The organism is Pseudoalteromonas arctica (assembly GCF_012927645.1).
Taxonomy (GTDB): Bacteria; Pseudomonadota; Gammaproteobacteria; order Enterobacterales; family Alteromonadaceae; genus Pseudoalteromonas; species Pseudoalteromonas arctica_A.
In genome coordinates, this window is the sequence record NZ_JABBMT010000053.1 from 1 (window position 1) to 12,153 (window position 12,153).

Below are 12,153 nucleotides of genomic sequence, written 5' to 3' on the forward strand. Positions count from 1 at the left end.
GGGATAGAGCGATGCTTTCAAAGCGCTTTATAATCGAGACAATTAATGACCAACTCAAGAACATATCCTTCATTGAACATTCGAGGCATCGGAGTATGAACGGTTTTATGTTGAATTTAGTGGCTGGATTGGTGGCTTATTGCTTGAAAGAAAATAAGCCACACCTTAATTTAACTGACGTAGAGCTCAATGCATTAGTTATCGCTTAAGAGCAGAACTGAGGTTAATTTAGTTTCTACTTTCATACTATTAGTCTCGATATTTGCTATTTCTACAATACTCATTTTAGCTTAACTTGATGGGAATTGAAACTTTTCTCTTTTAAAATAATGAGTTAGTGGCTATTCAACAACTTAAATACGTCAAAGTTTGCAAAGTTCGCACCGAAAGTAAGCTAGAGGTACCACAGATAGAATAAATCAAATAATTTCAACTTATATTTAATGTAAGAGATGTGTTATCTTCAATATAAATAAGGTAACTAATATAATTTTTATTCATTCCAAGGTTGAAGGCTAGGTTTTGAGTCGTGTTATTAGGTAGTTGATTCTGAATGCTGAAAAACAAGAAAGGGCATCTTGTTTTTAGATCATCACCTACCCCCCTTGAATATTTTTCTTCTTTATTAATAACCCGTTAATGATCTTAAATAAAGGACTACAAATGAAGTGTCTAAACCACATTCTACTGTGTCTATCTCTACTTTTCGTATCGAACACATTTGCGCTTGAGCAAAAGTATCACGAGAGTGTTTTACCTGTTATTGCTGCTTTTAAAGCACATGATAAAACTGCTATTGCTGCGCTTATTCGTTATCCACTAAAAAGACGTTATCCACTGCCTGCTATTAAAAATGAAGCTGAGTTGATAGAGCGTTTTGATGAAGTGTTTGATGATGAGCTCGTCGCAGTTATTGCCAGTTCAAATATCGATACTGATTGGGATAAAGTGGGCTGGCGAGGCATTATGCTTAATAGCGGTGTCGTTTGGGTTGATACCGACGGTAAAATTATCGGTATAAATCATCAAACAGCTAAAGAGCAGTCGCTGGCTAAAAATTTAATTGCAGCTGATAAGCAATCGCTGCATTCAAGTATCAATAGCTTTGGAGAACTTATTTTAGATTGGCAAACGTCTAAATACCGTATTCGTATTGATGATTTAGGTGATAGCAATTATCGCTATACGTCATGGAGCATTGATAAAAAACCGAGCGATAAGCCAGATATAATCTTACTAAAAGGTGAGATCGAATTTGAAGGCAGTGGTGGTAATCATAGCTACACATTTAAAAACGGCCGCTATCGCTACGTATTGCGAGTAACGGTAATTGGCTGTGACACCTCACCACCAGGTTGGCTTGAAGTATACAAAGACGATAAGTTGTTATTGTCTGACTCTGTGATCAGTACAGTTAATAAGGCTAACTAAATCTTAGGAAGTGTCGATAGGAGCTTTGAGTTTAACTCCAGTATGAAGCAGCTATTTGAGTTTTAAAACAAAAAAACCGCCTGTTTAGGCGGTTTTGTAGTTACCTAATGCTTTTATTAATGGCCTTTTTCAAACTCATCAACTTCACGCTCAGCTTCTTCTTTCGATTTACCGTATGCTTGTTGAATTATTACAAATACTCAATAATCACCAATTTTATGGATCTGATTTACTACCGTTTTTTGTTACAATATCGGCAATGCAATTTAGGATAAATAGCTGTGCTGCCGGTTCAAGATATATATCAACAAGTCGTTACTACATTACAAAGTGATCCGATTACCTTACTGCAAGCCCCACCTGGTGCGGGTAAGTCAACTTGGTTGCCACTAAACTTAATGCGCGACGGGCACTTTAAACGTATTGTAATGCTTGAGCCACGTCGCTTAGCTGCACGTAATATTGCCAACTATTTAGCACAGTGCCAAAATGAAACCGTAGGACAAAGTGTTGGTTTACGCATCAGGCAGGAAACTAAAGTCAGTGTTAATACCCGCCTTGAGATTGTGACCGAGGGCATGCTCACGCGTATGCTACAAAACGACCCTGAGCTCAGTGGCGTTGACTTACTGATATTTGACGAGTTTCATGAGCGTTCAATAGCCGCCGATACGTCCTTAGCGTTTGCGCTTGAAACACAAGCCGCACTGCGCGAAGACTTAACTATTTTACTTATGTCGGCAACGCTTGATACCCAGCGGTATGTGGATTTTTTTGATTGCCCTGTAGTGCAATCACAAGGGCGCAGCTTCCCAATTGACGAAATATACATTCCGATAAAAGATGAAAGCCGCTGGCTTGATGACATCCCACAAATTATTAAACAAGCGCTAAGCGAGCAAACTGGTAGCGCGCTGGTGTTTTTACCAGGACAACGTGAAATCGTGCGTGTCCAACAAGCACTGAGTGATTTACCTACAGATTGTGAAGTATTTCCCCTGTTTGGCGAGCAAGATAAAAACCAGCAACAAGCTGCAATTGCCCCCGCAGCAAAAGGCACTCGTAAAGTAGTGCTGACCACTAATGTTGCTGAAACCAGTTTAACTATTGAAGGCATTCGTATTGTGGTTGATAGTGGTAAACGTCGTGCTGCTAGTTTTAATTTAAAAACAGGCGTTACTGAACTCATCACACAAAGTATTTCTCGCTCATCGGCAATTCAACGAGCTGGACGGGCAGGGCGTATTGAGCCCGGTGTAGTTTATAGGCTTGGTTCAAAACAAACCTTTGAGCGGCGTAATAGCCATGATGCGCCAGAAATTTTAAGTGCTGATATTAGCCAATTATTATTGGAGGCAAAATGCTGGGGCGCGGAGTTAACCGATCTAAGCTTGTTAGATAGTCCAACAGTACAACAAATACAGCAAGCAACAAAATTACTGCAAATGTTAGAGGCACTCGATAGTAATAATAAATTGACCCCCCTCGGTACTCGTATGCTAAGTTTTGGCGCGGATATTCGCCTAGCGCACATGTTAATTAAAGCGCAGCAACTCGAACCGAAAATGCCAGGTATTTATACATTAGCGGCGTATTTAATTGCGTTATTAGAGAGCCGGATAAGCCATACCGCAGATTTAAGCTTAGCATTGCATAGCCAACATGCTCGGCCACATCCGGTATTTAAACAGCAACTGAAATTTTGGTTAAGGCGATTAAAGTTAACCGAAGTACGCGAGTTACAAATCACTTATTTGGCTTTGCTGGTGGCGTTTGCTTTTCCTGATCGATTAGCTAAAAAGCGTGGCAATGGTTACTTGCTTGCCAATGGCGCAGGTGCTGAGCTAAATAACGAGTATTGGCAGAACGATGACTACCTTGCAATTGCTTCAATGGGAGGCCAAAAAGGCAGTCGTATTTTTGCAGCTGTGGCGTTTACTCCTACAGAGATTGAAGATGAACTGACACATTTATTTTCTGCACAAACACGCTGTGAATTTGACGAAAAAACAGGGCGCTTTATCCATCAAGATGAAATCAAACTAGGGGTAATTACAGTTACTAGTCAACCGAGTAAACATCCGCTTGATAAAAGTGAGCGGGCGAAAGCGTGGTTAACTTTATTTCAAAAACAAGGCTTTGGATTATTTAATGAACAAAGCGACAGTGAGCAGTTACTTACTCGTATGTGTTTAGCTAGTAATTTAGTGCCGGAGCAATTTCCTGTCGTCACTAAGCAAAGCTTAATCGATGACGCACAGCTTTGGTTAGGTGCTTTTCTGGAAGATATAAAAACCCTCGAACAATTGAAAAAATTTAACTACTTTAATGCCTTGCAAAGTTGTTTTAATTGGCAACAACAAAATGCATTAAATGATTTATTCCCGCTGAGAGTGTCAGTTCCAAGTGGCTCAAATATTCGTATTGAATATCAACTCGATGGCCCTGCAAAACTCAGTGTTCGTATGCAAGAAGTGTACGGCATGACCAGCACGCCAATATTAGCGCAGGGCAAGTTATCTTTATTAATGGAACTACTCTCACCAGCAAGACGACCTTTACAACTAACACAAGATCTTGCTGGCTTTTGGCAAACCAGCTATCGGGATGTGCAAAAAGAAATGAAAGGTCGTTATCCAAAACACTTTTGGCCTGATAACCCCGCCACCAGTGTGGCTACTAGTAAAGTTAAAAGTAGAATGTAAAGCTATTGGGTAACTAAGCGCTCTTTCTAACCTTCAAACAGCTGATTTATAATTAGCTCTCTAACTTTTTCCTTCTTTAGCGGTAGCAAATTAGAGGTAATTGAAAAACCCTCAATAAAAGGGATAAGTAATGAGACTAACTCTTTGCTTTTTTGCTCCTGAAAATCGAGAGAGATTAGAAGTGTGACGAGTTCATTACTGCATTGTTGATAGTAATTGTCGAGACTCGCTTGTACTTTTTCTGAACGACATGCAATGGCCCAAATTTCTCGAATTACTTCGCACCAACCTTGCAGATCGTCTAAAGAAAGCAAATTAATCATATAACTTTTTATAGCGTCAGGGTTATTTTTCACATTATTTTCTTGGACTGAGCTGCGAATATGGCTGAGACAAATTTCGAGATATGAGTCAATAACACTACTAATTAAGCCGTCTCTGTCACCAAAGTGATACTGTACATTACTTAAAGTAACGCCGCTTTGTTCGGCTACTTTTCTTAATGTCACACCGTGATTGCCATGTTCAGAGAGCATTTTTGTCGCGGTCTTAATAATAACTTCTTTATTCGATTTAATTTTCATCACAGCCATTCTCTTTGTTGACTTCCATATCTTTTATTGTTGCTCAGTTGCCATTCGACAAATCATAACATAGCGCATCAAGTAGGTTTATCATCAAGCAATATATTTTGTTGTTTATAACATTGGGTTGACATATTAGGTCGGTTGACCTAGTGTGTGTACTGTCTGTTTCTTTATAAGGAAATTACAGTGGGAATTAAGTACGTTGTGATTATTGACGGTGGTAGTTCATGCACCGGTTAGTATTACTTGCTGTGTGCAGTGTAAGTAGCAGTAGCTACGCCAATTTATATGTCCAACCTAATCTAACAAGTAGCTTTGGTTACAATATTGCAGAAAATTATGCTACCGAGCAAAGAGTTGCGGTTGGGATAAAACTTGAATACAGCACTGAGCAGTTGAGCTTTACCTTTGATGGCAGGTTAGAGCATGACTTTGTCTACAGTGATAATGACCGTTTTAGCATTGCGGCCGAAGATCAATATGGATCGCGAGCAATCATCGAAGAGGCATATGTTTCAGGGGAATTTGGCCTGAGCTTTTGGTCATTTGGTTATCAAAAGGTAGTGTGGGGCGAAGCCGACGACTTACGTATTGTTGATGTTATTAACCCTTTGGGTTTTAAGAGTTTTGTGCTGTTTGATATCGACGATTATCGCGTGGCTGTACCAATGTTAAAAGTGGACTATGAGTACGATAGCGGCGATACGCTAAACTTTATTACCACTATTGAACAGCGCAGTAACGAATACCCAGCCTCGGGTGCAGAGTTTGGCAATAACTATTATCCCAATAGTGAAAGCAGTGAGTGGGGGAAGTACGAACTAGGTTTGCGTTATAACATGTTTGTTCATGACACAGATATCAGCTTGTACGCATTTTACGGTTATCAAGATGATCCCGTATTGAATGCAACGACCAGTGAACGGCCTGACTATGCCTATGAAAAATTTTCAATGCTAGGAACTAGTTTGAGCAAGCCCATAGATGCCTTCGTGCTTAGGACTGAGTTTGCCTACTTTGATAATTACACCGTTAACGATACTGCGTTACAGCACAAAGACGTCAACAAGTTGGAAGTATTAGTGGGCTTGGATTATCGCTATAAAGATTGGACTGCAACAGTTCAGTATACCAATCAATTACTCAATGGTTGGCAACCCACGTATATGATCCCTGAATCTGCACCAATTTACACAGCCTCAGCAGAGCGGGGTTTCTTTGCTAATCAAGTTTACTTACGCGCGGCATTAAGTTACGTCGATAACCAAGGTGGTGGGCTTTTATCCCAGCTAAAACTGACTTACAAGCCCAATCAAGCTTGGCTATTAAAGCTGAACCTCGATCTCATCGATGGTGAGCAAGAGAATTATCTAGGTGCACAGCAGCAGCGTGATCGCATTTTGCTTGCTGCAACATATTATTTTTAAGGAGAAAAAATGAAATTAACACATATTTTGGCCACAGCAGGCATTTTATTAAGTGTATTTGCAGATGCTTCGGTTAATGACGCGAATAACATTTTACAACAGGTGCGTGATCGCAACGACGGTAAAGATTACTTGTCCACGGTGACTTTGAAAACGCTAAGTGATGACAGTCTGCTTAATCAGCGACAGTTTTATATGTTGCAAAAAGATATAGAGCAAGACGAAGTAATGGTATTGGCTATCAAAGCCCCCGCAGATGTGCGAGATATTAGTTTTTTGATGCGTAGCTATGATGAAGGTACGGCGCAGGAAGACGAGCAATGGATGTACCTTCCGGCCTTTAGAAAAGTAAGGCGTATTTCTGCGACGGATAAACGTGGTGCTTTTATGGGCAGCGAATATTCGTATTACGATTTAGATAAATTGCGCATCACTGATTTTGACTCAAAAATTGTAAAAAGCGAAAGCGTAAATGGCGTTGAGACACATGTTATTGAACGTACTCCAAAATCACAAGATGTTATAAATAAGTCGGGATACTACAAGTTAATAACTTGGGTTGATAAAGACCGAAAGTTAATTTTAAAACAGCAATACTTTGATACAAAAGGTATTTTATTCAAACAACTGGATGTTGATAAAGTTGATAAAATTCAAGGCTTTTGGACGATTACGGCATCAACTATGACAAATTTTATTGAAAATAAAAAAAGCACTTTGTTGTTTCATGAGACGCTTTATAACCAAGGTATTGCAGACGCCACTTTCAGAAAGTCGAAACTTAAACGAGGCATAAAAGACAGCGATGTTGCTGAGTTAACTAAAATCTCTGAATTAGAATAAGGAATTGACATGTTAGAAAAATATCTAGATTTTGTGTTTAGGTACCCAAAATCAATATTAGCCTTGTTAGTCCTTATTACAGCTTACTTTCTGGTTGCTTCTGCTAACTTGAGTGAAGATAACAACCCCTATTTTTTACCGCAGGATCACCCTGCTCGCAGTACTATTTTTGACTTAAGAGAAGAATTTACGGGCACACACGACTCTGTATTGATCGCTCTGAGCAATGATAATACAGTTTTCAACCAAGCTTCGATTAACGCTATTTTTGACCTATCACGCGTAGCTGTACAAATGAACTATGTTGATCAGAGCGATGCAAAAATGCTTAAACAGCTGCAAGCTGCTTATCCAGAAAATCGTCAACTAATCACCCGTATTGATACGATATTGGCGGATGGCATGACCCCAAATGACGGTTTACTCGCCCGTGAACTTGTTAGCCAATCAGCTACTTGGCAATTGACAGATAAGCAGCAACGAAATTTACGTGTTTTTGCTGAACGCCTTGATCCAGTTAGAGAAGTGGCGGGGTTGTCCTCAACGGAAAATGTCTTTTTAGATGAGCATGGTACTATGTTTGCGCAAGAAACAGTGAATCAGCGCAATCAAGATATCGAGTTTGTTAAAAATGCAGTTCAAGATAACGAGCTTATTGAGTTCGGTTCAATTTCACCGGATGGAAAAGTTGCACTTATTGTTGTTGAGTTGAGTATTTTAGAAGATGATGCTATTGGTCAAGTGCGTGCGTATGAGGCGTTTAAACAGCTCGTTAGTGATTACCAAGAGGCTCACCCTGAACTTAAAGATGATATTTATATCAGTGGAGTTCCGGTATTTTTTGCTGCACAAAAGCAAGTAATAGATCATGACTTCGCGACCTTACTGCCGATCGTTATTTTATTAATTACGGTGATTTTAGCGGTATTTTTCAAGACCATTTTAGGGGTTGTTATCCCCTTAATAAACGTTGTGATGTGTACAGTGTGGACAATGGGCATGATGGCTATTGTAAATGCGCCATTAGATGTGATCACTGCTATACTGCCGGTATTTTTATTAACCATCTGTTTATCTGATGCGATACATGTTATGGCTGAGTATTACCATCAGAAGAAAATCAATAAATCTCGCTTAGTGGCTATTCGCAAAGCGATGATCTTAATGGTGTCGCCAGTTGTATTAACCACAATAACAACCTGCTTGACCTTTACCATGTCAACGTCATCCAGTATTGAAAGCTTACGAAACTTTGGCTTGTTTATATCATTTGGTATGTTTGTTGCCTTGATTATTTCTTTATTATTGATCCCTGCTTTACTCGCTCTGTTCCCCAATAAAGATATCATTCCAACATCGCAAACAGTGGAAGATAGCAGCAATAATGTGAGTGAGAAATATTTTATTAGTCGCTTACTTGTGCGCACGTTAACACCTGTTATAGCTAATCGAAAAGTGTTTACAGTGGTTTTTATTGGACTTTTTGTTGGCTCTTGCTTTTTGGCTTCGCAAGTGCGTGTTGATGATATGGGAGCGGGTTATTTTCCAGAGCAAAGTAACTTTAGGATCTCCGATGATTTTATAAATAATCACATAGCGGGTACCAGCCCTGGTTGGATTGAAGTGGATACAGGCATAAAAAATGGCGCATTGACCCTTGAAGTTGCACATTTTATTGACCAATTAGAGCAACACATTCATCAGCACAGTACAGTGAATTACAGCTATTCTTTGGCGCGTTATGTAAGGCGGATTAATTACACATTGAATGACTTTGATCCTCAGTACAATCGTTTACCCAATGAAGTTGAGCGCTTTACTGAAATTGATGAAGATACACAGCAAGCTTATGAGGTTGAAATTGCCGGCAGCGATATTATCAGGCAGTCTATTTTACTGTTTGAAAATAGTCGTGGCTCTGATGTCACAAATGTACTAAACGAAGACTTTTCTAAAACTGTGTTGCTTTACACACTAGGAACAACGGTGGCAAATGATTATCAATCTTTCTTAGATCACACATTACCCTGGATTGAAAAAAACAAACCGGAAGGAGTGACAATTACACACGCAGGTTCGCCAATCATATGGACTGCTGTGTTAGATGCGTTAGTGAAAAGCCAAACTGTGAGCGCCTCTATCGCACTATTAACCGTATTGCTTGTTATGATCACCTGGTTTAAGTCGATTCGTCTTGGTTTAGCTGGCACCTTGCCTTTACTATCAACAGTGATGATTTATTTTGCATTGATGACGGTATTAAACATTGAGCTGAACATCGGGACGGCCATTATTTCATTTTTAGTACTTGGCATTGTTGATTACTCAGTGCATTACATCTTGAGGATCCAACATGAAATACAAAATGGTCACAGTATTAACCACGCCTTATTAAATGCAATGAGGGTAAGTGGTAGGGCGATTATTGCTAATGTATTGGTGTTCAGTATTGGATTTATTGCTTTGTTGTTTTCTCAGCACAAAGCACTGATTGATCTTGGTACATTAGTGGGGTTATCACTGCTTATCAGCGGTATGGTTACGTTATTTGTCATTACTTTATTTGCTCCTTGGTTTTTTAAAGGAGAACTTAAAGTCAGAGAATCAAAAAGCGCAGATAGAGTATTGACGGCTGAAGGTTAGAATAAGCGCTAAAGTGTAAACACATTTCAGGATAAGATAAAAAGACTAAAGCCGCATCGAATGACGCGGCTTTAGCATGTTTAACAGGTTAGGAAACCTGTACTCCTTTTAACTGTAAAAGTACAAAATATAATGTAATGAAGTTAACGAGTTAGAAAGCTGGCTTTTATTTTTATTAGTGCTGTTGTAGTCTAAATTTCATACCTAATTACTTAATGAGGAGTTTTGATGAAAAAGCACTGTATTTTATTTTTCTTTATGGCTTTTGCCACATTTAATCTACAAGCCAATGAAGAACAAACAGCCGCTACACAGTGGTTAGCTGTAGTAGATAACGGCAATTACGCCTTGAGTTGGCAGCAAAGTGATGCATTCTTTAAAGAAAATGTAAGCCAAGATCTATGGGTATCAAAACTAGGTGAAGTTCGCACACCGCTGGGTGATGTAAAATCCCGTGAACAAGTCAATCGTAAAACGTTTGATTCTCTGCCTCAGTTACCAAAAGGTGAATATGTTTTACTGCAATTTAATACTGATTTTGCAAATAGACCAGAATCGACTGAAACGGTTACTTTAAAAAAGTCGCACCAGCAATGGTTAGTGATTGGCTACTTTATTCAATAGCCAACCTGTGGCTAATTCAGCCAGAGAGTCAATATGGCTAATCATATAATGCTTACAGAATATGTAAAAAAGCGAACTGGCGTGCCTTTAGGTGCTAATGGCTCAATGAACAATATGCTTAAACGCTCTTTTGGGGCGCCATCATTTTATTTGTTTTGGCGCTATTGGAACCCCATTTGGAGCTACTATTTGTCTCGTTATGTGATGAAGCCGGTTTCATCATTTTTGCCTCATTGGTGTGCTGTGATCATCACGTTTGCAATCAGTGGAGCGTTACACGACTTAGCCGTAATGCTAATAAAGTGGAAGCTTTTATGCTTCTTTACTCCTTGGTTTAGCTTGATGGGTGTATGCGTGCTGCTAAGCCTCAAGTTTAATTTATCGTTTTCTCATTTTCCAATGCCCGTTAGAGCCTTGATTAATTTTCTCTATATTAGTGGCAGTTTTCACCTCACTGAGCTGCTTTTTTAAACATAATACAAAAAATAAAGCTATACATTTCATTCGTTTATTGTTTGTATAGTAGGCAACGTATGCGAGTTGAATAAGTGGAGGCATGATGAAAAAAATAACAGCTATACTTTCAGTGGTTTTAATGTGTGTGTCAATCAGTGTTGCGGCTGCAAACAAAGAACTTGAAACACTCGCTCAACAATATTTTTCAACGATGGTCGCAACTCAAGCGCCGAGCGCAACGCATAAAGAGTTAGAAGCCTTTTTGGCGTTATTAAGTGATGATGTAGGGAGTCAGCATATTCCTTTTCAACCTGATGATACTCGCACACCGGACGGTAAAGAAAACATGCGCAAAGGCATGGCATATTATTTAGGTGCTCACACTGAGTATAAAGCGAAATTGCTCGACACATTTATTTTTAATAACTCAGGGTTTGCAATCCGCTATAGCCATCATGCCAAAGGTATTCACCCGCAAAATCAGCAGCCAATAGAATACACACAAACGATAATGGATGTGCTTGAAGTTGAAGGCGGAAAAATAGTGATGATACGCAAGTACCATCAGTAGCTTTATTTTAAACAACCAGAAAGGAGTTTTTAATGCCACATTTTGTGATTGATTGTGCTAGTTCAATTTTAGAGGTATGCGATGAAGCAACTCTTAACAAAGAGATACATAAAGTAGCCAACAGCACTGGCTTATTTGTTGAAGGAGATATAAAAGTTAGGGTCAACCCATTTAATAATTATTTAGTAGGGAATGAAAAACACGAGTTTATTCATGTTTTTACGCACATTATGCAAGGGCGAACTACAGAGCAAAAAGCGGCATTGTCCAAAGCTGTGGTTACCATGCTTAATGATAAGTTCCCAGAGGTTGCAAATATCGCCATGAACATAAATGACTTTGAAAAAGCGACCTATTGTAATAAAAACCATCTTTAGATTTTAATTAAATATAAAAAATACCATGCTACGTTTAAGAAATTTCAAATTAGAAGATCAAACTTTACTCGTCAACTACTTAAATAACCCCGATGTAAAACGGTTTTTATCCCCCAAAATACCGTCGCCTTACACTATGGGTGATGCGCGTTGGTGGGTTGAGACTGGCAGTAAAGCAGGGGGAATTTTTGCAATTGAAAAAGACGGCTTATTTATTGGTTGCGTCAGTGCAATCAAAGGGGAGCTTGAATACTGTAAATCAGCCGAGGTGGGTTATTGGCTCGCAAAGGAATATTGGGGGCAGGGGATCGTTACTGAAGCATTAGCGTTATTAATAAAACAAGTTCAAACAACAGATATTGTTATACCAATGCTTTTTATTAAGTGATCAAATTTATCCATTTTCTCGAACAGATACGCTTAACGTTATCAATGTCTGAGCGAAATGTATTCCACGCCCTACTTACTTGCTCCACAATATCGTCATAA

The 12,153-nt window shown here is 39.1% G+C and carries 12 protein-coding genes and 1 pseudogene; 11 read left to right on the forward strand and 2 right to left on the reverse strand.

Annotated elements, in window-relative coordinates; all coding sequences use genetic code 11:
- Both HHO47_RS18355 and HHO47_RS18360 read left to right on the forward strand, forming a co-directional pair.
- The coding region (locus tag HHO47_RS18355; protein ID WP_282435334.1) for a transposase at positions 1–209 on the forward strand (209 nt) is incomplete at its 5' end.
- A gap of 454 nt (positions 210–663) precedes the next feature.
- Positions 664–1,431 (forward strand): hypothetical protein, encoded by a 768-nt coding sequence (locus tag HHO47_RS18360; RefSeq protein ID WP_169021605.1) that lies wholly within the window; start codon positions 664–666, stop codon positions 1,429–1,431.
- A 116-nt stretch (positions 1,432–1,547) separates the two neighbouring features.
- Here the strand turns inward: HHO47_RS18360 and HHO47_RS19685 are convergent.
- Positions 1,548–1,619, reverse strand: a pseudogene (locus tag HHO47_RS19685) (CsbD family protein); the annotation flags it as partial.
- Positions 1,620–1,712: 93 nt separating this feature from the next.
- Between HHO47_RS19685 and hrpB the strand changes: the two are divergent.
- Entirely contained in the window at positions 1,713–4,136 is a 2,424-nt protein-coding gene (gene hrpB, locus HHO47_RS18370) for an ATP-dependent helicase HrpB (RefSeq protein ID WP_169021606.1), read from the forward strand.
- A 26-nt stretch (positions 4,137–4,162) separates the two neighbouring features.
- Here the strand turns inward: hrpB and HHO47_RS18375 are convergent, their stop codons facing one another.
- Positions 4,163–4,720 (reverse strand): TetR/AcrR family transcriptional regulator, encoded by a 558-nt coding sequence (locus HHO47_RS18375; protein WP_169021607.1) that lies wholly within the window; start codon positions 4,718–4,720, stop codon positions 4,163–4,165.
- Positions 4,721–4,950: 230 nt separating this feature from the next.
- Between HHO47_RS18375 and HHO47_RS18380 the strand changes: the two genes are divergently transcribed.
- From HHO47_RS18380 to HHO47_RS18415, 8 genes are all read left to right on the forward strand, one after another.
- On the forward strand, positions 4,951–6,150 hold the full coding sequence (locus HHO47_RS18380; protein ID WP_169021608.1) for a hypothetical protein: 1,200 nt from the start codon (positions 4,951–4,953) through the stop codon (positions 6,148–6,150).
- Between the two features lie 9 nt (positions 6,151–6,159).
- Positions 6,160–6,993, forward strand: a complete 834-nt coding sequence (locus HHO47_RS18385) for an outer membrane lipoprotein-sorting protein (RefSeq protein WP_169021609.1) — start codon at positions 6,160–6,162, stop codon at positions 6,991–6,993.
- 9 nt (positions 6,994–7,002) lie between these two features.
- Positions 7,003–9,636, forward strand: a complete 2,634-nt coding sequence (locus HHO47_RS18390) for an efflux RND transporter permease subunit (RefSeq protein ID WP_169021610.1) — start codon at positions 7,003–7,005, stop codon at positions 9,634–9,636.
- Between the two features lie 228 nt (positions 9,637–9,864).
- The gene (locus tag HHO47_RS18395) at positions 9,865–10,260 is read left to right on the forward strand and encodes a DUF4019 domain-containing protein (protein ID WP_169021611.1); all 396 of its coding nucleotides are present in this window, start codon (positions 9,865–9,867) and stop codon (positions 10,258–10,260) included.
- 114 nt (positions 10,261–10,374) lie between these two features.
- Positions 10,375–10,731, forward strand: a complete 357-nt coding sequence (locus HHO47_RS18400) for an acyltransferase (RefSeq protein WP_348981676.1) — start codon at positions 10,375–10,377, stop codon at positions 10,729–10,731.
- Between the two features lie 124 nt (positions 10,732–10,855).
- A complete protein-coding gene (locus HHO47_RS18405) occupies positions 10,856–11,287 on the forward strand; it encodes a nuclear transport factor 2 family protein (RefSeq protein WP_248291050.1) in 432 nt (143 codons plus the stop codon).
- Positions 11,288–11,319: 32 nt separating this feature from the next.
- Complete coding sequence (locus tag HHO47_RS18410; RefSeq protein ID WP_169021613.1) at positions 11,320–11,664, forward strand: 5-carboxymethyl-2-hydroxymuconate Delta-isomerase; 345 nt, start codon at positions 11,320–11,322, stop codon at positions 11,662–11,664.
- A 25-nt stretch (positions 11,665–11,689) separates the two neighbouring features.
- Positions 11,690–12,052, forward strand: coding sequence for a GNAT family N-acetyltransferase (locus HHO47_RS18415; RefSeq protein ID WP_169021614.1), 363 nt, complete (start codon positions 11,690–11,692; stop codon positions 12,050–12,052).
- The last annotated feature ends 101 nt before the right edge of the window (positions 12,053–12,153 follow it).

Coding starts and splice junctions, on each gene's coding strand:
- HHO47_RS18380 (WP_169021608.1), top strand. CDS start 4,951: ATGCACCGGTTAGTATTACTTGCTGTGTGCAGTGTAAGTAGCAGTAGC.
- HHO47_RS18390 (WP_169021610.1), top strand. CDS start 7,003: ATGTTAGAAAAATATCTAGATTTTGTGTTTAGGTACCCAAAATCAATA.
- HHO47_RS18410 (WP_169021613.1), top strand. CDS start 11,320: ATGCCACATTTTGTGATTGATTGTGCTAGTTCAATTTTAGAGGTATGC.
- HHO47_RS18375 (WP_169021607.1), bottom strand. CDS start 4,720: ATGAAAATTAAATCGAATAAAGAAGTTATTATTAAGACCGCGACAAAA.
- HHO47_RS18395 (WP_169021611.1), top strand. CDS start 9,865: ATGAAAAAGCACTGTATTTTATTTTTCTTTATGGCTTTTGCCACATTT.
- HHO47_RS18400 (WP_348981676.1), top strand. CDS start 10,375: ATGCTTAAACGCTCTTTTGGGGCGCCATCATTTTATTTGTTTTGGCGC.
- HHO47_RS18360 (WP_169021605.1), top strand. CDS start 664: ATGAAGTGTCTAAACCACATTCTACTGTGTCTATCTCTACTTTTCGTA.
- HHO47_RS18415 (WP_169021614.1), top strand. CDS start 11,690: ATGCTACGTTTAAGAAATTTCAAATTAGAAGATCAAACTTTACTCGTC.
- HHO47_RS18385 (WP_169021609.1), top strand. CDS start 6,160: ATGAAATTAACACATATTTTGGCCACAGCAGGCATTTTATTAAGTGTA.
- HHO47_RS18405 (WP_248291050.1), top strand. CDS start 10,856: ATGTGTGTGTCAATCAGTGTTGCGGCTGCAAACAAAGAACTTGAAACA.